Source organism: Streptomyces sp. NPDC102259 (assembly GCF_044766465.1).
Taxonomy (GTDB): Bacteria; Actinomycetota; Actinomycetes; order Streptomycetales; family Streptomycetaceae; genus Streptomyces.
In genome coordinates this window covers 97,625-116,119 of the sequence record NZ_JBIWMA010000011.1, presented here as the reverse complement: position 1 = coordinate 116,119, position 18,495 = coordinate 97,625, and the positions used below count along the sequence as shown (strand labels likewise).

Annotated in this window: 19 protein-coding genes; 7 read left to right on the top strand and 12 right to left on the bottom strand. The window is 70.0% G+C overall.

Translation table 11 applies throughout. The features are described 5' to 3' along the window. Positions 1-166: 166 nt before the first annotated feature. Complete coding sequence (locus ACIRPU_RS24810; RefSeq protein ID WP_403870933.1) at positions 167-1,003, top strand: AbfB domain-containing protein; 837 nt, start codon at positions 167-169, stop codon at positions 1,001-1,003. 128 nt (positions 1,004-1,131) lie between these two features. Here ACIRPU_RS24810 and ACIRPU_RS24805 read toward each other — a convergent pair whose 3' ends face one another. From ACIRPU_RS24805 to ACIRPU_RS24770, 8 genes are read right to left on the bottom strand one after another with little or no spacing between them, the layout of a single operon-like run. Continuing rightward, positions 1,132-1,464: a metal-sulfur cluster assembly factor gene (locus ACIRPU_RS24805; RefSeq protein WP_355703835.1), complete on the bottom strand. Its 333-nt coding sequence runs from the start codon at positions 1,462-1,464 to the stop codon at positions 1,132-1,134. Further along, positions 1,461-1,928 (bottom strand): Fe-S cluster assembly sulfur transfer protein SufU, encoded by a 468-nt coding sequence (sufU, locus tag ACIRPU_RS24800; RefSeq protein ID WP_355703834.1) that lies wholly within the window; start codon positions 1,926-1,928, stop codon positions 1,461-1,463. Before sufU ends, ACIRPU_RS24805 begins: the two co-directional genes overlap by 4 nt. A gap of 18 nt (positions 1,929-1,946) precedes the next feature. After that, a complete protein-coding gene (locus tag ACIRPU_RS24795) occupies positions 1,947-3,203 on the bottom strand; it encodes a cysteine desulfurase (protein ID WP_385554469.1) in 1,257 nt (418 codons plus the stop codon). Then, the gene (gene sufC, locus ACIRPU_RS24790) at positions 3,200-3,964 is read right to left on the bottom strand and encodes a Fe-S cluster assembly ATPase SufC (RefSeq protein WP_062649693.1); all 765 of its coding nucleotides are present in this window, start codon (positions 3,962-3,964) and stop codon (positions 3,200-3,202) included. Before sufC ends, ACIRPU_RS24795 begins: the two co-directional genes overlap by 4 nt. A 7-nt stretch (positions 3,965-3,971) precedes the next feature. After that, positions 3,972-4,304: a non-heme iron oxygenase ferredoxin subunit gene (locus ACIRPU_RS24785; protein WP_384124515.1), complete on the bottom strand. Its 333-nt coding sequence runs from the start codon at positions 4,302-4,304 to the stop codon at positions 3,972-3,974. Then, positions 4,304-5,485, bottom strand: a complete 1,182-nt coding sequence (gene sufD, locus ACIRPU_RS24780) for a Fe-S cluster assembly protein SufD (protein WP_403870928.1) — start codon at positions 5,483-5,485, stop codon at positions 4,304-4,306. Before sufD ends, ACIRPU_RS24785 begins: the two co-directional genes overlap by 1 nt. Positions 5,486-5,540: 55 nt before the next feature. Next, on the bottom strand, positions 5,541-6,962 hold the full coding sequence (gene sufB / locus ACIRPU_RS24775; RefSeq protein ID WP_351764464.1) for a Fe-S cluster assembly protein SufB: 1,422 nt from the start codon (positions 6,960-6,962) through the stop codon (positions 5,541-5,543). Further along, positions 6,959-7,702: a helix-turn-helix transcriptional regulator gene (locus tag ACIRPU_RS24770; RefSeq protein WP_403870924.1), complete on the bottom strand. Its 744-nt coding sequence runs from the start codon at positions 7,700-7,702 to the stop codon at positions 6,959-6,961. Before ACIRPU_RS24770 ends, sufB begins: the two co-directional genes overlap by 4 nt. Positions 7,703-7,885: 183 nt before the next feature. Between ACIRPU_RS24770 and ACIRPU_RS24765 the strand changes: the two genes are divergently transcribed. From ACIRPU_RS24765 to ACIRPU_RS24750, 4 genes are all read left to right on the top strand, one after another. Then, complete coding sequence (locus ACIRPU_RS24765; RefSeq protein ID WP_403870921.1) at positions 7,886-8,686, top strand: aminoglycoside N(3)-acetyltransferase; 801 nt, start codon at positions 7,886-7,888, stop codon at positions 8,684-8,686. Positions 8,687-8,785: 99 nt separating this feature from the next. Further along, positions 8,786-9,706, top strand: a complete 921-nt coding sequence (locus tag ACIRPU_RS24760; RefSeq protein ID WP_355703828.1) for an ABC transporter ATP-binding protein — start codon at positions 8,786-8,788, stop codon at positions 9,704-9,706. Further along, positions 9,706-10,476 carry an ABC transporter permease gene (locus ACIRPU_RS24755; RefSeq protein WP_403870917.1) on the top strand — a complete coding sequence of 257 codons (771 nt, stop codon included), beginning with the start codon at positions 9,706-9,708 and terminating at the stop codon, positions 10,474-10,476. The genes ACIRPU_RS24760 and ACIRPU_RS24755 overlap by 1 nt, the downstream gene beginning before the upstream one ends. A gap of 55 nt (positions 10,477-10,531) precedes the next feature. Then, the gene (locus ACIRPU_RS24750; protein WP_403870914.1) at positions 10,532-11,542 is read left to right on the top strand and encodes a heme A synthase; all 1,011 of its coding nucleotides are present in this window, start codon (positions 10,532-10,534) and stop codon (positions 11,540-11,542) included. Positions 11,543-11,554: 12 nt separating this feature from the next. Here ACIRPU_RS24750 and ACIRPU_RS24745 read toward each other — a convergent pair whose 3' ends face one another. From ACIRPU_RS24745 to ACIRPU_RS24730, 4 genes are all read right to left on the bottom strand, one after another. Next, positions 11,555-12,301 carry a nucleotidyltransferase gene (locus ACIRPU_RS24745; RefSeq protein ID WP_403870911.1) on the bottom strand — a complete coding sequence of 249 codons (747 nt, stop codon included), beginning with the start codon at positions 12,299-12,301 and terminating at the stop codon, positions 11,555-11,557. A gap of 18 nt (positions 12,302-12,319) precedes the next feature. Then, on the bottom strand, positions 12,320-13,426 hold the full coding sequence (locus ACIRPU_RS24740; protein WP_355703824.1) for an amidohydrolase family protein: 1,107 nt from the start codon (positions 13,424-13,426) through the stop codon (positions 12,320-12,322). Positions 13,427-13,500: 74 nt separating this feature from the next. Then, positions 13,501-13,857 (bottom strand): hypothetical protein, encoded by a 357-nt coding sequence (locus ACIRPU_RS24735; protein WP_403870908.1) that lies wholly within the window; start codon positions 13,855-13,857, stop codon positions 13,501-13,503. Between the two features lie 88 nt (positions 13,858-13,945). Beyond that, positions 13,946-14,899 carry a heme o synthase gene (locus tag ACIRPU_RS24730; protein ID WP_355703822.1) on the bottom strand — a complete coding sequence of 318 codons (954 nt, stop codon included), beginning with the start codon at positions 14,897-14,899 and terminating at the stop codon, positions 13,946-13,948. A 355-nt stretch (positions 14,900-15,254) separates the two neighbouring features. Between ACIRPU_RS24730 and tkt the strand changes: the two genes are divergently transcribed. Both tkt and tal read left to right on the top strand, forming a co-directional pair. Then, a complete protein-coding gene (tkt, locus tag ACIRPU_RS24725; RefSeq protein ID WP_403870904.1) occupies positions 15,255-17,342 on the top strand; it encodes a transketolase in 2,088 nt (695 codons plus the stop codon). A gap of 33 nt (positions 17,343-17,375) precedes the next feature. Continuing rightward, positions 17,376-18,494, top strand: a complete 1,119-nt coding sequence (gene tal / locus ACIRPU_RS24720; protein ID WP_403870901.1) for a transaldolase — start codon at positions 17,376-17,378, stop codon at positions 18,492-18,494. The last annotated feature ends 1 nt before the right edge of the window (position 18,495 follow it).

Genomic DNA, 18,495 nt, shown 5'->3' with positions numbered 1-18,495 from the left:
ACCACGGGGGCCGCGGCCCCAAGTCGCCCCGGAGTCGAAAGCGTTATGGAAAGCGCTCACCCAAACGGCTGAACCTGAGCCACACGTTCCACTACTGTTTCACCGTTCACACACCGGGCCATCGCAGCCGCGGCAGCCGTCAGGGGTACCGCTGGAGGAACAGCGCATGCCAGAAAACAAGTCCCGGCCGTCCCAGGAGCAACCCTGGGAGAACGGCTGGGCCCCGGACACCTCCCGGGCACCCGGAACACGGCGCCTCTGGCTGGCCGGCGGTCTCGCCGTGGCCACCATCGTGGCGTGCGTGACCACAATCGCCTTGAACGACAAGCCCGTTGACGACAAGTCGGAGGCACGGCAGGGACAGACACTGTCGGACGAGGAGACGGAGGGCGGCCTGATCTCCTTCGCCAGCCCCTCCGCGAGCGGGTCCACGACGCCGACGGGGAAGAAGAGCCCGACCGCGTCCGCGACCGCGTCGCCGAAGACCTCCTCCCCCGAGGCGCAGGGCAGTTCGACGCCCCACGCCCCGGCCGTGCCGTCCGCGTCGTCGACGACGAAGCCGTCCACTCCCGGACCGGCCGCCACGCAGCGCTCGGTCCGCTCGCTCAACTACCCCGACCGCTACTGGCACGTGAGCGGCGGCCTGGTGAAACTCGACCCGGTCGGCGGCTCGGAGTCACGTGCGGACTCCACCTTCAGCGTGGTGAAGGGCCTGGCCGACAGCTCCTGTTCCACCTTCGTCACGGCGGACGGAAAGTACCTGCGCCACCGCGACTTCGTCCTGCGGGCCGAACGCAACGACGGCTCCACCCTCTTCAAGCAGGACGCCACGTTCTGCACCGTCCCCTCCTCCTACTCCTCCGGCGCGGTCATGCTGGAGTCGGTGAACTACCCCGGCCGGTTCCTGCGCCACAAGAACTTCGCGCTGCGCCTGGACGCGTTCGGCTACGGCTCCAACTACCGCGAGGACTTCTCGTTCAACCTGGTGGACGGGCTGGCCTGAGCACCCACGAGACCTGAGCACAGACGAACACCTGAGCACCTGAGCACATACGAGAAGCGGCGGCACCCGGTGGGTGCCGCCGCTTTCGTGTGCGGGGGAAGCTCTCGAACGAAGCTCTCGAACGGATCTCAGACGTTGAACCCCAGCGCGCGAAGCTGCTCGCGGCCGTCGTCCGTGATCTTGTCCGGGCCCCACGGCGGCATCCAGACCCAGTTGATGCGCAGCTCGTTGACCAGGCCGTCCGTGGCGGACTTCGCCTGGTCCTCGATCACGTCCGTCAACGGACAGGCCGCCGAGGTCAGGGTCATGTCGATCGTCGCGATGTTCGCGTCGTCGATGTGGATGCCGTAGATCAGCCCGAGGTTGACGACGTCGATGCCCAGTTCAGGGTCGACGACGTCGTACAGCGCCTCGCGGACTTCCTCCTCGGAGGCCGGCTTCATCTCAATCGTCTCGGTCATGCCGTCTTCCTTTCGGCGTCGGCTCCGCCCAGGGCCTGGGCCGTCGCGTCCTTCCACGCCATCCAGCTGAGGAGGGCGCACTTCACCCGGGCCGGGTACTTGGAGACGCCGGCGAACGCGACCGCGTCCTCCAGCACCTCCTCCATCGCGTCGTCGGGCTCGATCCTGCCCTTGGACTGCATCAGCTCCAGGAAGGTCTCCTGGATCTTCTGCGCCTCGGCCAGCTCCTTGCCGACCAGAAGGTCGTTCAGGACGGACGCGCTCGCCTGGCTGATGGAGCAGCCCTGGCCCTCGTAGCTGACGTCCTCGATCTTCGTGCCGTCGTACTTCACCCGGAGGGTGATCTCGTCGCCGCAGGTCGGGTTCACATGGTGCACCTCGGCGTCCCCGTCGCGCAGACCACGCCCGTGCGGGTGCTTGTAGTGGTCCAGGATGACTTCCTGGTACATCGAGTCCAGCTTCACGGTCTCAGCTCACGCCCCTCAGCCGAAGAAGTTCCGTACATGCTCCAGACCGTCGACCAGAGCGTCGATCTCGGCCGGGGTGGAGTACAGATAGAACGACGCTCGCGTGGTCGCGGGAATTCCGTAGCGCAGGCAGACGGGCCGGGCGCAGTGGTGCCCCACCCGGACCGCGATGCCCTGCTCGTCCAGCACCTGGCCCACGTCGTGCGGGTGGATGTCGCCGAGCGTGAAGGAGATCGCCGCGCCCCGGTCCTCGGCCGTCGCCGGGCCGATGATCCGCAGGTCGGGGACCTCGGTCAGACGACGCACCGCGTACTCGGTGATCGCGTGCTCATGGGCGAGGATCTTGTCCATGCCGATCGCGGACAGGTAGTCGATCGCCGCGCCCAGACCGACCGCCTGCGCGATCGGCGGGGTGCCCGCCTCGAACTTGTGGGGCGCCGGGGCGTAGGTCGACGAGTGCATCGACACCGTCTCGATCATCTCGCCGCCGCCGAGGAACGGGGGAAGGTCCTCGAGCAGTTCCTGGCGGCCCCACAGGACGCCGATGCCGGTCGGGCCGCACATCTTGTGGCCGGTGAAGGCCACGAAGTCGGCCTGGAGGGCCTGGACGTCCATCGGCATGTGCGGCGCGGCCTGCGAGGCGTCGATCAGGACCAGGGCCCCGACCTCCTGCGCGCGGCGCACTATCGCCTCGACCGGGTTCACGGTGCCGAGGATGTTCGACACCAGCACGAAGGAGACGATCTTCGTCTTCTCGGTGATGATCTCGTCGATGTTGGAGAGGTCGAGCCGGCCGTCGTCGGTCAGGCCGAACCACTTCAGCTTCGCGCCGGTGCGCTGCGACAGCAGCTGCCACGGCACGATGTTGGAGTGGTGCTCCATCTCGGTGATGACGATCTCGGTCTCGGCGTCCACGCGGTAGGGCTCGTCGGCCCAGCCCAGCATGTTCGCCACGAGGTTGAGCGACTCGGAGGCGTTCTTGGTGAAGATCACCTCGTTGCGGCTCGGCGCGTTGATGAACGCGGCGACCTTGTCGCGCGCACCCTCGTACAGCGCCGTGGCCTCCTCGGCGAGCACATGCACACCGCGGTGGACGTTGGCGTTGTAGCGCTCGTAGTACTCGTTCAGGGCGTCCAGTACCTGGCGCGGCTTCTGCGAGGTCGCCGCGTTGTCCAGGTACACGAGCTTCCGGCCGTCGTGGACCTGTCGGTCCAGGATGGGGAAGTCCTTGCGGATCGCCTCGGTGTCGAGGAGGCCCGGCAGCTGCGTCACGCGGATACGCCACCCTTCGTGTATGCCTCGTAGCCCTCGTTCTCCAGCTTGTCGGCGAGCTCGGCGCCGCCGGACTCGACGATGCGGCCGGCCGAGAAGACGTGGACGAAGTCCGGCTTGATGTAGCGCAGGATGCGCGTGTAGTGCGTGATCAGCAGGGTGCCGACCTCGCCGGTCTCGCGGACGCGGTTGACGCCTTCGGAGACGATGCGCAGGGCGTCGACGTCCAGACCGGAGTCCGTCTCGTCGAGGATCGCGACCTTCGGCCTGAGCAGCTCCAGCTGGAGGATCTCGTGGCGCTTCTTCTCACCGCCGGAGAAGCCCTCGTTGACGTTGCGCTCGGCGAAGGAGGTGTCCATGTTGAGGCGCTCCATGGCCTCCTTGACCTCCTTCACCCAGGTGCGCAGCTTGGGGGCCTCGCCGCGGATGGCGGTGGCGGAGGTGCGCAGGAAGTTCGACACGGAGACGCCGGGGACCTCGACCGGGTACTGCATGGCGAGGAAGAGGCCCGCGCGGGCGCGCTCGTCGACGGACATCTCGAGGACGTCCTCGCCGTCGAGCAGCACGGTGCCGCCGGTGATCGTGTACTTCGGGTGGCCCGCGAGCGAGTAGGCGAGGGTCGACTTGCCGGAGCCGTTGGGGCCCATGATGGCGTGCGTCTCGCCCTGCTTCACGGTGAGGTCGACGCCCTTGAGGATCTCCTTCGTGGCGTTGTCGGCCTCGACGGTGACGTGCAGGTCTCGAATTTCAAGCGTTGCCATGGGTACCTCAGGACTCCTGGGTGAGGGAGACGAGCACGTCGTCCCCTTCGATCTTTACGGGGTATACGGGTACGGGGCGCGTCGCGGGAAGGCCGGACGGCTTGCCGGTGCGCAGGTCGAAGCTGGAGCCGTGCAGCCAGCACTCGATCTGGCAGTCCTCCACCTCGCCCTCGGAGAGCGAGACGTTCGCGTGGGAGCAGATGTCGTGGATGGCGAACACCTCCCCCTCGGTACGGACGACCGAGACCGGCGTGCCGTCGAGTTCCACCCGTGTCGGGGTGTCCTCCGTCAGCTCACTCAGCCCACAGGCCCGGATGAATCGGGCACGGTCGTCGGCCATCAGACGGTGGCCTCCAGCTCGGTCTCGATCCTGGCGAGCAGGCGCTCCTCGATGTCGTCGACACCGATCTGCTGGACCAGTTCGGCGAAGAAGCCGCGGACCACCAGGCGACGGGCCTCGTCGGCGGGGATGCCGCGGGCCATCAGGTAGAAGAGCTGCTCGTCGTCGAAACGGCCGGTGGCGGAGGCGTGCCCGGCGCCGACGATCTCGCCGGTCTCGATCTCCAGGTTCGGCACCGAGTCGACCCGCGCGCCGTCCGTGAGGACGAGGTTGCGGTTCATCTCGTACGTGTCCGTGCCTTCGGCCTGGGCCTCGATGAGCACGTCACCGATCCACACGGCGTGCGCGGCCTCGCCCTGGAGGGCGCCCTTGTAGACGACGTTGGACTTGCAGTGCGGGACGTTGTGGTCGACCAGGAGGCGGTGCTCCTGGTGCTGACCGGCGTCCGTGAAGTACAGACCGAACAGCTCGGCCTCGGCGCCGGGGCCGGCGTACGCCACGCGCGGGTGCAGGCGGACGAGGTCGCCGCCGAAGGTCACCACGACCGACTTGAAGCTCGCGTCGCGGCCGACGAGCGCGTTGTGCTGGGCCACGTGCACGGCCTTGTCGTCCCAGTCCTGGACGGAGACGACGGTCAGCTTCGCGCCGTCCCCGAGGACGTAGTCGACGTTGGCGGCGAGCACCGCGTCACCGGTGTGGTCGATGACGACGACCGCCTCGGCGAAGGCGCCCAGCTCGATGACCTGGTGGCCGTAGGAGACCCCGCCCTCGCCGTGCACCGCGATGCGGATCGGCTCGGTGAGCACCGTCTCCTTGGGGACGGTGACCACGCCGGCCTTCTCGAACGCGGAGTAGGCCTGGGCGGCGACCCGGTCCACCGGGGTGCCCGCCTTCCCGAGGCGCGGGTCGTCGCGGTCCACGAGTTCGACGATGACGCCCTCGGGCGCCTCGACGGCGACCTTGACGCCCTCGCCGGTCGCGACGGCGGTGCCGTCGTGCAGCCCGCGCAGCCGCTCCAGCGGCGTGAACCGCCACTCCTCCTCGCGACCGTGCGGGACCGGGAAGTCCGCCACGTCGAAGGACGCGGGCGCGCTCATGCGCGTGGCGACGGTCGACTCGGCGGCCACCGCGATCTGGCCCGCGGTGGTGGAGCCGACGGGGATATTTTGAGCCTCAGCCATGGCTGTCGGTCTGCTCGCTTTCTTGCGTGAGTGGCTTGACGGGGACAGCGGTCGGTTAACCGACCGCGCCCTCCATCTGGAGCTCGATCAGCCGGTTGAGCTCGAGGGCGTACTCCATGGGCAGCTCCTTCGCGATGGGCTCGACGAAGCCGCGCACGATCATCGCCATCGCCTCGAACTCGGTCATGCCACGGCTCATCAGGTAGAAGAGCTGGTCGTCGCTGACCTTGGAGACGGTGGCCTCGTGGCCCATGGACACGTCGTCCTCGCGGACGTCCACGTAGGGGTACGTGTCGGAGCGGGAGATGGTGTCGACGAGCAGCGCGTCGCACAGCACGTTGGACTTGGAGCCGTGGGCGCCCTCGCCGATCTCGACGAGACCGCGGTAGGACGTACGGCCGCCGCCACGCGCCACGGACTTCGACACGATGTTCGACGAGGTGTTCGGCGCCATGTGGACCATCTTGGAGCCGGCGTCCTGGTGCTGGCCCTCGCCCGCGAAGGCGATGGAGAGGGTCTCGCCCTTGGCGTGCTCGCCCATCAGGTAGACGGCCGGGTACTTCATCGTCACCTTGGAGCCGATGTTGCCGTCGATCCACTCCATGGTCGCGCCCTCGTACGCCACGGCGCGCTTGGTGACCAGGTTGTAGACGTTGTTCGACCAGTTCTGGATGGTCGTGTAACGGCAGCGGGCGTTCTTCTTGACGATGATCTCGACCACGGCGCTGTGCAGCGAGTCCGACTTGTAGATCGGGGCCGTACAACCCTCGACGTAGTGCACGTAGGCGCCCTCGTCGACGATGATCAGGGTCCGCTCGAACTGGCCCATGTTCTCCGTGTTGATACGGAAGTAGGCCTGGAGCGGGATCTCGACGTGCACGCCCTTCGGCACGTAGATGAAGGAGCCGCCGGACCACACCGCGGTGTTCAGCGACGCGAACTTGTTGTCGCCGACCGGGATGACGGTGCCGAAGTACTCCTTGAAGAGCTCCGGGTGCTCCTTCAGCGCGGTGTCGGTGTCGAGGAAGATGACGCCCTGCTCCTCCAGGTCCTCACGGATCTGGTGGTAGACGACCTCGGACTCGTACTGGGCCGCGACACCGGCGACGAGGCGCTGCTTCTCCGCCTCGGGGATGCCGAGCCTGTCGTACGTGTTCTTGATGTCCTCGGGCAGGTCCTCCCAGGACTCCGCCTGCTTCTCCGTGGAGCGCACGAAGTACTTGATGTTGTCGAAGTCGATGCCCGACAGGTCCGAGCCCCAGTTGGGCATGGGCTTCTTGCCGAAGAGCCGCAGGCCCTTGAGGCGCAGCTTCGTCATCCACTCCGGCTCGGACTTCTTGGCCGAGATGTCCCGGACGACGTCCTCGTTGATGCCGCGCTTCGCAGAGGCGCCGGCCGTGTCGGAGTCGGCCCAGCCGTATTCGTACTTACCCAGGCCCTCGAGTTCGGGGTGGGCAGTCTCCGTGGGGAGAGTCATGCGGGGTTCCTCCCGGCCGTGCTTGCAGATGCGTGGTCAGTGGCTGTGGAAACTTTGGGGATGAACGTCGTGCAGACGCCGTCGCCGTGGGCGATGGTCGCCAGTCGCTGGACGTGTGTCCCGAGCAGCTGGGAGAAGATCTCGGTCTCCGCCTCGCAGAGTTGCGGGAACTTCTCGGCGACATGGGCGACGGGGCAGTGGTGCTGGCACAGCTGCTCGCCGACCGGTGCGCTGCGCGCCGTAGCAGCGTACCCGTCCGCGCTCAGGGCCTTGGCCAGGGCTTCGGTCCGCTCTTCCGGGGCGGCCGCCTCGATCGCCTGGCGGTACCCGGCGGCCTGTTCGGCGATCCGCGCGCGGGCGAAGGCGACGACCGCCTCCTCCCCGCCGAAGCGCTCCTGGATCCAGCGCAGGGCGTCCGCGGCGAGCGTGTCGTAGGACTGGTCGAAGGCGTCGCGGCCGCAGTCGGTGAGGGCGAAGGCCTTGGCGGGGCGTCCGCGCGTCCGTGCTCCGTACACCCGCTGCTCGCGGGCCGCCACGACGTCGTCGGCGACGAGCGCGTCGAGGTGGCGGCGGACGGCGGCCTGAGTGAGGCCCAGCCGGCCGGCCAGCTCGGCGACGGTCGAGGGCCCGTGGTCCAGGATGGATCGCGCGACCCGGTTGCGCGTCGAGCGCTCACCGGTCGCGATCTCTTCCTGGGGGGTCCCCGTGGGGGTCTCCCGAGCCTCGCCGACGTATTTCACAACGCCATTGTTGCGTAATTCCTCAGAGGCAGGCAACCCACGCCCTGACCGAGGGGCGGTGCCCTGCGTCACTTAGGTATACCTAATCTGACCTGCGGAAACGATCTCTGATCGATCGGAGGTGGGTGCCGTGACGATAAAACCACTGGCCTGCGAAGCCCCCTTCCAGGACACTGCCGGACCATGCCCACACCCCCTCCCACCGGCCCTCTTGTCACTCGCGACACCCTCGCCGCGGAGCTTCGCGCGCTGGGTGTCGAACCCGGAGAAATCCTCCTCGTGCATTCTTCGCTCAGTTCCCTCGGCTGGGTCTGCGGAGGCGCCGTCGCGGTGGTACGAGGACTGCTCGACGCGATCGGCCCGGACGGCACACTCGTGGTCCCCACCCAGTCCGGCGACCTCTCCGACCCGGCCCTGTGGAGCAATCCGCCGGTCCCCGCGCAGTGGTGGGAGCGGATCCGGGCCACCATGCCCGCCTACGACCCCCTCATCACTCCCGCACTGGGCGTGGGCGTGGTCCCCGAGACGGTCCGCACCTGGCCCGGCGCCCTGCGCAGCGCCCACCCGCAGACCTCGTTCGCCGCGCTCGGGGCACGGGCCGCCGAGCTGGTCGAGGGACACGCCCCCGACTGCCGGCTCGGCGAGCACAGCCCGCTGGCCCGGCTGGAGAAGGCGGGCGCGCGGGTCCTGCTCCTCGGCGCCGGCTACCACACCTGCACCAGCTTCCACCTGGCCGAGTACCGGGTCCCGGCCCCGCTCGTCGAGGTGGGCCGGCCGGGGCCCGACGGGACGTGGGAGGTCGTGACCGAGGTGTCGATCGACTCCCACCGCTTCGACGAGCTGGGCCATGACTTCGAACGCGACCGCGACGTCGTACGGGGCACCGTCGGGGCGGCGGACGTGCGGCTGTTTCCGGTCGCGGACGCCGTCGCCTACGCGCAGCGGTGGCTACCGCTGCACCGGTCCCGCGAGGAGGAGCTCTGAACGCGCCCGCCCTGCGCCCGCCCCCCGCCGCCCTCGCCTCCGGCCGGTTCCCGCACCCGCCGGTCCGAGCCCTCACCCGCGAACCTAGACTCTTGAGCCATGCGAAGTGAGCCTGTCGTCCGGGTCGAGGCCCTGGTGAAGCGGTACGGGACGAAGACCGCGGTGAACGGCCTCGACCTGACGGCCCGGGCGGGCGTCACCGCCGTCCTCGGACCCAACGGCGCCGGCAAGACGACCACCGTCGAGACCTGCGAGGGATACCGCAGGCCGGACGCCGGCACGGTACGCGTCCTCGGCCTCGACCCGCAGAGACAGGCCTCCGACCTGCGCCCCCGGATCGGCGTGATGCTCCAGTCGGGGGGCGTGTACTCCGGGGCCCGGGCCGACGAGATGCTCCGGCACGTGGCCGGGCTGCACGCCCACCCACTGGACGTCGACGCCCTCGTCGAGCGCCTCGGCCTCGGCTCCTGCGGCCGGACGACGTACCGCCGTCTCTCCGGCGGCCAGCAGCAGCGGCTCGCGCTGGCGATGGCCGTCGTCGGCCGCCCGGAGCTGGTGTTCCTGGACGAGCCGACGGCCGGCCTGGACCCACAGGCCCGCCGCGCCACCTGGGAGCTCGTACGGGACCTGCGCGCGGACGGCGTCTCCGTCATCCTGACCACCCACTACATGGACGAGGCCGAGCAGCTCGCCGACGACGTCGCGATCATCGACGCGGGCCGGGTCATCGCCCAGGGCTCCCCGGAGGAGCTGTGCCGCGGCGGCGCCGAGAACACCCTGCGCTTCACCGGCCGGCCCGGCCTCGACGTGACCTCCCTGCTCAAGGCCCTGCCCGCCGACAGCTCGGCCGACGAACTGACCCCGGGCTCCTACCGGGTGATGGGCAAGGTCGACCCGCAACTGCTGGCGACGGTCACCTCGTGGTGCGCGCAGCACGGGGTGATGCCCGACCGGATCTCGGTCGAACGGCACACCCTGGAGGACGTCTTCCTCGAACTGACCGGCAAGGAGCTGCGCTGATGACCGCCACGGGTACCTACGCCCCCCGGCCCGGCGCGGCCCCGCTGCGCCGCATGATCGGGGCCCAGGCGGCGCTGGAGACGAAGATGCTCCTGCGCAACGGGGAGCAGCTGCTGCTCACCGTCGTGATCCCCACCCTGCTGCTGGTGCTGTTCAGCACGGTGGACATCGTCGACACCGGCGCCGGCGAGGCGGTGGACTTCCTCACGCCCGGCATCCTCGCGCTCGCCGTGGTGTCGACGGCCTTCACCGGCCAGGCCATCGCGACGGGCTTCGAACGCCGCTACGGGGTGCTCAAGCGGCTCGCCTCCTCCCCCCTCCCCCGCTGGGGCCTGATGGCGGCGAAGACGCTGTCGGTGCTGGTCACGGAGATCCTCCAGGTGATCCTCCTGACGGCGATCGCCTTCGCGCTCGGCTGGAACCCGCACGGCAACCCGGCGGCCGTCCTGCTGCTCCTGGTCCTGGGCACGGCCGCCTTCTCGGGCCTCGGCCTGCTGATGGCGGGCACCCTCAAGGCGGAGGCGACGCTGGGCGCGGCCAACCTGGTCTTCCTGCTGCTGCTGGTGGGCGGCGGGGTGATCGTCCCGCTCGACAAGTTCCCGTCCGGCGTCCAGGACGTGCTCGGCCTGCTGCCGGTCTCGGCCCTCTCCGGCGGCCTGCGGGACGTGCTCCAGCACGGCGCCGGCATGCCCTGGGGCGACCTGGGGATCCTGGCGGTGTGGGCGGTCGTGGCACTCGCGGCGGCCGGCCGGTTCTTCCGCTGGGAGTAGCCGGACCCGCGGACCCGGGGACCCTCGTGAACGCGTGCACAAGCGGACGCCTACGATGGGACGCGTGCCAAACGTGACCCGTGCCGACGCCGTAGCCGCCGTGCGCAACCCGCTCGCCTTCATCGCCGAACGCTGGACCCCGACCCGCCGGACGGTTCAGCGGGCGGCCCTGTACTCGCTCGTGATGTCGGTGGTCATCGTGGTCACCGGCGGTGCCGTACGGCTCACGGGCTCCGGCCTGGGCTGCCCGACCTGGCCCAAGTGCACCGACGACTCGCTCACCGCGACCGGCGCGATGGGCTTCCACGGCGCCATCGAGTTCGGCAACCGCATGCTCACGTACGTGCTGTGCGCGGCCGTAGGCTGGGCGATCATCGCCGCGCGCGCCGAGAAGCCGTACCGGCGGAGCCTGACCCGGCTGGGCTGGGCGCAGTTCTGGCTGGTGATGAGCAACGCCGTGCTCGGCGGGATCGTGGTGCTCGTCGGCCTCAACCCGTACACGGTCGCGGCGCACTTCCTGGCCGCCACGGCGCTGCTCGCGGTCGCCGCGGTGATGTGGCAGCGCGCCCGGGAGGGCGACGGGGAGCCCCGGCCGCTGGTCGGCAGGCCCGTGCAGCAGCTGGTGTGGTTCCTGGTCGTCGCCTCCACGCTGCTGATCGCCGTCGGCACGGTGGTGACCGGCGCGGGCCCGCACGCCGGTGACTCCAGCGAGGTCGAGCGGATGCCGTTGGACTGGGAGACGGTCGCCAAGCTGCACGCCGTGCTCGCCTGGATCGTGGTGACGCTGACCTTCGCCCTGTGGTTCATCCTCAAGGCGGTGGACGCGCCGAAGGACCCGCTGGACCGTACCCGGGACCTGTTCCTGGTGCTGCTCGGGCAGGGTGTCATCGGCTACGTCCAGTACTTCACGGACCTTCCCGAGGCCCTGGTCGGGCTGCACATGTTCGGCTCCTGCCTGGTGTGGATCGCGGTGCTGCGCGTGCTGCTGGCGCTGCGCGAGCGCCCCGAGGCGACGATCGACCTGCCGGGCCCGGCGGCCGAGGCCACGGTCGGCACGCGCGCGTGAGTCACCCGTGGCTCACGCGTACGAGGTGACCAGCCCGTCGATCGCGGGCCCGAGGTAGTCCCGGGTCAGCTCGGCCCGGCGGGCCGGCCACCCTTCGTCGGCCGGCCCGGCCCCCTCGTCGTAGCGGCGGCGCGCGATGTCCGCCACGACCTCCGACGGCGCCCCCAGCGCGGACAGTTCGTCGAGGGCCTGGCGCTTGGAGATCAGCCGGCCGTCCCGTGCGGTCACGGTCGCCCGCGCGAAGGTCAGCAGCCCCAGATCGACCCAGACGGTCTGACGCCACAGGTGGGCCTTGTCGACGGCGGGCCGCCAGAAGTCGCGCTGGTCGCGGACGACGAACTCGCCGAGCGCGCGGTCCGGCACGGGCGGCAGGAGCGCGCCGGGCGGCTTCCCGTACAGCACCCGGCCGAACTCGTGCAGTTCGCGCCGGGTCACCGGGGTGACCGTCCGCCGGAACAGTTCGCTGTGCGCCCAGGTGAGGTGCCGCCGCTCGGGATCGGCCGCCCGGTCGGGAGCGAGGTAGGTGCAGTGCAGCAGCGGGGCGAGCGGCTCGTTCCGCAGGCGGGCGTGCAGCCGGCCCAGGTGCCACGCCGTGCGCGGTGTGACGGGGCCCGCCAGAACCGCGATGAGGTCCAGGTCGCTGCGGCCCTCCTGGTAGTCGCCCCCGCCGAGCGAACCGTGGGCCCACACGGCGACGGGGTCCAGGGCCGGGAGTCCGTCGAGGAATCGGTCCAGTAAGGCTTCCGTACGGCTGGTCATGCGCCCAGTCTGTCCACCTCAGCCGAGCCCGTACACCCGGCGCGCGTTGCCCGCCGCGATCAGTCCCGCCACGCGTTGCGCGTCCGCCTGCGACCACGCGCCCTCCACGACCCAGCTGCCGAGCACCCGCGCCAGTGCCTCGCGGAACAGCCGCGCCCCGACCACGTGCAGCTCGGGCAGCCCGCCGGCCCCGCTGGAGAAGAGGATCTTGCCGAAGGGGGCCAGCTCCAGGATCTCCGCGAGGATCGTCGCGGCTCGCGCGCCGGTCCGGACGAGCGCGGCGCCGGAGTCGGCGTACACGTGCGGGAAGACGCCCGCGAGGTGGGCGGCGTGCCGGTGGTAGGGGTAGCCGTGCAGCAGGACGAGGTCGGTGCCGAGGCCGGCCGTGGCCCGCACGAAGTCCGTCAGCAGCACCGGATCCGTGCGGTCGACGCGCGCGCCCGGCTCGCCGAGGCCCGCGTGCAGCTGAAGGGGCAGCCCCGAGGCGACGGCGATCCACAGCAGGTGGCGCAGCAGCACCGGGTCGGTCAGCTCTCCGCCGACCCTGCGGCCCGCCAGCCAGCGGCCCGCCGCGCCCCGCACCTCACCCGGCCCGGGCGGCTCGGGCGCGAGGGCGAGGCCGTGCCGGACGCCGGCGACGGAGGTGAAGGCCACGGCGTTCGCGGCGGCCCCGTGGACCGACTCGGCGAGGTTGGCGAGGAAGGACTCGACGGTGCCGGAGGTGTCGGCGACCTGTTCGGCGAGGGGTTCCAGGCGCACGATCTCCCGCGCCTCGGCGGCGCCGGCCGAGGCGAGCTCGCCCGGTCCGGTGAGGTCGCCGGGCAGGCCGGTGTCGACCAGGTACGTCGTGATGCCGCTGCCGCGCAGCAGCCGGCGGCCCGCTTCCAGTACGCCGAGTTCACGACGCCGGGCGAGATAACGGGCGGGGGGCGCGTGCGGTTCCAGACCGAGGAGCGGGGGGCACCAGCGGCGTACCGCGAACCCCGTCTGGGTGTCGAACAGCGTCGTGCCCGGGGCCGGCGGGCCCTCGGTGCGGGCCAACTGGGCCTCGAAGGTGCCGAGGCCCAGCTCCGTTCTCAGGACGCCGTGGCAGTACTGGTCCACCAAAGACGGCGTTTCGATCATCCGGACTCCCGGGAGATGGACCGTGTGGTTCCTACGGGTCCTAACGGGTGACCGGGGTGTCAGGTTGTTGCTGCTCAGCCGTTCTTCGGTCCGCCGACCTGGATCCCGGCCATTCGCGTCCACTCGTACGGGCCCGTCTTCACCTTCGCCGCGAACTCGCCGTCGAAGGCTTCGTGGACGGTGATGCCGGCCTTCGCGACGGCCAGCTCGGCGACGGCGACCGAGGGGGCCACCAGGTCGCCCCACCCGCCGTCCTCGCCGACGAGGACGATACGGGCGCCGCGCTCGCCGATGTACGCGATCTGGCCCTCGGTCCCGCCGTGCTGCTTGGCGAAGCCGCTGATCTGCTTGGCGAGCCGGGCCGCCTTGCGCTCGGCCTTCGCGGCCTGCTTGGCGTCGGCGCTCTCGTCGACCTGCTTGGTGTCTGCCATGGCCAGGATGCTACCGACGGGTAGAGGGAACGGCGACGGCCGGGGTGCGTGGTGTTGACCACGCACCCCGGCCGTCGGGCGGTGCCGCTCAGCGCAGGAAGGGGTCCACCGCGACCGCCACGAACAGCAGCGACACATAGGTGATGGACCAGTGGAACAGCCGCATCTCCTTCAGCTTCCCGCCCGAGGCCTCCGCCTTGGCGCGGCTCTGGAGCGCGTGCGCCTCCCACAGCCACCAGCCGCCGGCCACCAGCGCGACCGAGGTGTAGAACCACCCGGTGTAGCCGAGCGGGGTCAGCAGCAGCGAGACGGCGACCATCACCCAGCTGTAGAGGACGATCTGCTTGGCGACCGTCTTGTTGGAGGCGACGACCGGCAGCATCGGCACGCCCACGCGCGCATAGTCGTCCTTGACCTTCATGGACAGCGGCCAGTAGTGCGGCGGCGTCCAGAAGAACATCACGAGGAAGAGGACGACCGGCGCCCAGGACACCGAGTCCGTCACGGCCGACCAGCCGATCAGGACCGGCATGCAGCCGGCGATGCCGCCCCACACGATGTTCTGCGACGTACGGCGCTTGAGGATCATCGTGTAGACGACGACGTAGAAGAGGAGCGCGCCGAGGGCGAGCCAGGCCGACAGCCAGTTGACGGTCAGACCGAACAGGAGTGTGGAGACCACCGCGAGGGTGATGCCGAAGGCGAGGCATTCACGCGGGCTCACCATTCCGGTGACCAGCGGGCGCTGCGAGGTGCGGTCCATCAGCGCGTCGATGTCGCGGTCGATGTACATGTTCAGCGCGTTCGCGCCACCCGCGGAGAGATAACCGCCGAGGCAGGTCAGGACGACCAGGCCGAGGTCCGGAACACCCTGCTGCGCCAGGAACATCACCGGGACGGTGGTGATCAGCAGCAACTCGATGATCCGCGGCTTGGTCAGCGCCACGAACGCCTTCACCCGGGCCCCGAACGGCCGCCGGCTCGGGCTCTGGCTCGCCCCGACAATCCCCACTGGACGGGATTCAACGGCCGTCACGCACACCCCTGACAGAGACTCCCAGCAAGCCTCCCCATATGAATGCGGGGTAAAGGCTCGCGCGTACCACGCCACTGTAGACGTTGCCCAGACCCCGACATTCGCGGGGGTGGGGTCGTGTTGGCCGACGCCTTCGGAAGAGCCGGGCGGCACTCTGTTGAGCACTCGTACGAGCGGCTCCGTATTCACTTGCCGAACAGGGAACACACCGGTCGGGAGGCGGACCGCCAAGACTCCCGGCAGTCTGGAATGACTCGAAAAAATGCACGTTCTCACGGGGGTAGGCTCGACAACGGCCGGTGGGCGCCGCGTGCACCGGCATTCGACATGCGTGACATGTGGAGAGGAGCCCTGACCCAGGGTGAGCACCAAGCCGACCACCACAGACCTCGAGTGGACCGAGTTGGACCAGCGGGCCGTGGACACCGCCCGCGTCCTGGCCGCCGACGCCGTACAGAAGGTCGGCAACGGCCATCCCGGTACGGCGATGAGCCTGGCGCCTGCCGCGTACACCCTCTTCCAGAAGGTGATGCGGCACGACCCGGCGGACGCCGACTGGGTCGGCCGCGACCGCTTCGTGCTGTCCGCGGGCCACTCGTCCCTGACGCTCTACACCCAGCTGTACCTGGCCGGCTTCGGCCTGGAGCTGGACGACCTGAAGGCGTTCCGCACCTGGGGTTCGAAGACTCCGGGTCACCCGGAGTACGGCCACACCACCGGCGTCGAGACGACGACCGGCCCGCTGGGCCAGGGCGTCGCGAACGCCGTGGGCATGGCGATGGCCGCCCGCTACGAGCGCGGTCTGTTCGACCCGGAGACCCCGGCCGGCGAGTCGCCGTTCGACCACTTCGTCTACGCGATCGCCGGTGACGGCTGCCTCCAGGAGGGCATCTCCGCCGAGGCGTCCTCGATGGCCGGTCACCAGAAGCTCGGCAACCTGGTCCTGCTGTGGGACGACAACCACATCTCGATCGAGGGCGACACGGAGACGGCCGTCTCCGAGGACACGGTCAAGCGGTACGAGGCGTACGGCTGGCACGTGCAGCGGGTCGCCCCCAAGCCGGACGGCGACCTGGACCCGCACGCCCTCTACGACGCGATCGAGGCCGCGAAGCAGGTGACGGACAAGCCGTCCTTCATCGCGATGCGCTCGATCATCGCCTGGCCCGCCCCGAACGCGCAGAACACCGAGGCCGCGCACGGCTCGGCGCTCGGCGACGACGAGGTCGCGGCCACCAAGCGCGTCCTCGGCTTCGACCCGGAGAAGTCCTTCGAGGTCGCGGACGAGGTCATCGCCCACACCCGGGGCGCGCTCGAGCGCGGCCAGGCGGCCCGCGCCGTGTGGGAGAAGTCCTTCCAGCAGTGGCGGGACAACAACCCCGACCGCGCCGCCGAGTTCGACCGCGTCGCCGCGGGCGAGCTGCCCACCGGCTGGGAGGAGAAGCTCCCGGTCTTCGAGCCCGGCAAGGGCGTCGCCACCCGTGCCGCGTCCGGCAAGGTGCTCCAGGCGCTCGGCGCGGTCATCCCCGAGCTGTGGGGCGGCTCCGCCGACCTCGCGGGTTCCAACAACACGACGATCGACAAGACGTCGTCGTTCCTCCCGGCGGACAACCCGCTGCCGGAGGCGGACCCGTACGGCCGCACCATCCACTTCGGCATCCGCGAGCACTCCATGGCCGCGGAGATGAACGGCATCGCGCTGCACGGCAACACCCGGATCTACGGCGGCACGTTCCTCGTGTTCTCCGACTACATGCGCAACGCCGTGCGGCTGTCCGCCCTGATGCACGTGCCGGTGACGTATGTGTGGACGCACGACTCCATCGGTCTCGGCGAGGACGGCCCCACCCACCAGCCGGTCGAACACCTGGCCTCGCTGCGCGCGATCCCGGGCCTGAACGTCGTCCGCCCGGCCGACGCCAACGAGACCGCGATCGCCTGGCGCGAGATCCTCAAGCGCTGGACGAAGGTCTTCGGCAAGGGCGCCCCGCACGGTCTGGTCCTCACCCGCCAGGGCGTGCCGACCTACGAGCCCGACGAGAACGCGGCCAAGGGCGGGTACGTCCTGTTCGAGGCGTCCACGGGGACGCCGGAGGTGCTGCTCATCGCGACCGGCTCCGAGGTGCACGTCGCCGTCGAGGCGCGCGAGCGGCTGGAAGCCGACGGTGTGCCCACGCGCGTGGTGTCCATGCCGTCCGTGGAGTGGTTCGAGGAGCAGGACCAGGGGTACCGGGACAGCGTCCTGCCCCCGTCCGTCAAGGCCCGCGTCTCGGTCGAGGCGGGTATCGGTCTCACCTGGCACAAGTACGTCGGGGACGCCGGCCGCATCGTTTCCCTGGAGCACTTCGGTGCTTCCGCCGATGGCAAGGTCCTTTTCCAGGAGTACGGCTTCACTGCCGAGAACGTGGCCGACAAGGCACGGGAATCCCTCGCCGCCGCCCAGCGCTGACGCTCACATACGACACGTAGGAGATGTAATTCCATGACAGACGCACTCAAGCGCCTCTCCGAAGAAGGCGTCGCGATCTGGCTGGACGACCTGTCGCGCAAGCGGATCACGTCCGGCAACCTGGCCGAACTGATCGACCAGCAGCACGTCGTGGGCGTCACCACCAACCCGTCGATCTTCCAGAAGGCGATCTCGCAGGGCGACGGCTACGACCAGCAGCTCTCCGACCTCGCCGCCCGCAAGGTCACCGTCGAAGAGGCCATCCGCATGATCACGACGGCGGACGTCCGCGACGCCGCCGACATCCTGCGGCCGGTCTTCGACGCCACCGGCGGCCAGGACGGCCGGGTCTCGATCGAGGTCGACCCGCGCCTGGCGCACCACACCAAGCCGACGGTCGCCGAGGCCAGGCAGCTCGCCTGGCTGGTCGACCGCCCCAACACGCTCATCAAGATCCCGGCCACGATGGGCGGTCTGCCGGCGATCACCGAGGTCATCGGCCTCGGCATCAGCGTCAACGTCACGCTGATCTTCTCGCTGGAGCGCTACCGCCAGGTCATGGAGGCCTACCTGGCCGGCCTGGAGCAGGCCAAGGAGCACGGCCTGGACCTGTCGAAGATCCACTCCGTGGCGTCCTTCTTCGTGTCCCGCGTGGACACCGAGATCGACAAGCGGCTCGACGCGCTCGGCACCGACGAGGCCAAGGCCGCCCGCGGCAAGGCGGGCCTGGCCAACGCCCGGCTCGCCTACCAGGCGTACGAGGAGGTCTTCGCCGGCGAGCGCTGGGCCGCGCTGGAGAAGGCGGGCGCCAACAAGCAGCGTCCGCTGTGGGCCTCCACCGGTGTGAAGGACCCCGCCTACAAGGACACCCTGTACGTGGACGACCTGGTGGCGCCGAACACGGTGAACACCATGCCGGAGGCGACCCTGTTCGCCGCCGAGGACCACGGGCAGATCACCGGCAACACCGTCGCCGGCACCTACGAGCAGGCCCGCGCCGAGATCGACGCCGTCGAGAAGCTCGGCATCTCCTACGACGAGGTGGTCCAGCTCCTCGAGGACGAGGGCGTGGAGAAGTTCGAGGCGTCCTGGAACGACCTGCTCAAGTCGACCGAGGCGGAGCTCCAGCGCCTCGCCCCCACGGAGGGCTGAA

Bases quoted from the DNA above. Each gene is read 5' to 3' on its own strand.
- ACIRPU_RS24745 (WP_403870911.1), bottom strand. From the start codon at position 12,301: ATGACCAGCCGTACGGAAGCCTTACTGGACCGATTCCTCGACGGACTC.
- ACIRPU_RS24735 (WP_403870908.1), bottom strand. From the start codon at position 13,857: ATGGCAGACACCAAGCAGGTCGACGAGAGCGCCGACGCCAAGCAGGCC.
- sufD (WP_403870928.1), bottom strand. From the start codon at position 5,485: ATGGCTGAGGCTCAAAATATCCCCGTCGGCTCCACCACCGCGGGCCAG.
- ACIRPU_RS24805 (WP_355703835.1), bottom strand. From the start codon at position 1,464: ATGACCGAGACGATTGAGATGAAGCCGGCCTCCGAGGAGGAAGTCCGC.
- sufB (WP_351764464.1), bottom strand. From the start codon at position 6,962: ATGACTCTCCCCACGGAGACTGCCCACCCCGAACTCGAGGGCCTGGGT.
- ACIRPU_RS24755 (WP_403870917.1), top strand. From the start codon at position 9,706: ATGACCGCCACGGGTACCTACGCCCCCCGGCCCGGCGCGGCCCCGCTG.
- sufC (WP_062649693.1), bottom strand. From the start codon at position 3,964: ATGGCAACGCTTGAAATTCGAGACCTGCACGTCACCGTCGAGGCCGAC.
- ACIRPU_RS24760 (WP_355703828.1), top strand. From the start codon at position 8,786: ATGCGAAGTGAGCCTGTCGTCCGGGTCGAGGCCCTGGTGAAGCGGTAC.
- tal (WP_403870901.1), top strand. From the start codon at position 17,376: ATGACAGACGCACTCAAGCGCCTCTCCGAAGAAGGCGTCGCGATCTGG.
- ACIRPU_RS24750 (WP_403870914.1), top strand. From the start codon at position 10,532: ATGGGACGCGTGCCAAACGTGACCCGTGCCGACGCCGTAGCCGCCGTG.
- ACIRPU_RS24740 (WP_355703824.1), bottom strand. From the start codon at position 13,426: ATGATCGAAACGCCGTCTTTGGTGGACCAGTACTGCCACGGCGTCCTG.
- ACIRPU_RS24810 (WP_403870933.1), top strand. From the start codon at position 167: ATGCCAGAAAACAAGTCCCGGCCGTCCCAGGAGCAACCCTGGGAGAAC.
- ACIRPU_RS24765 (WP_403870921.1), top strand. From the start codon at position 7,886: ATGCCCACACCCCCTCCCACCGGCCCTCTTGTCACTCGCGACACCCTC.
- ACIRPU_RS24785 (WP_384124515.1), bottom strand. From the start codon at position 4,304: ATGGCCGACGACCGTGCCCGATTCATCCGGGCCTGTGGGCTGAGTGAG.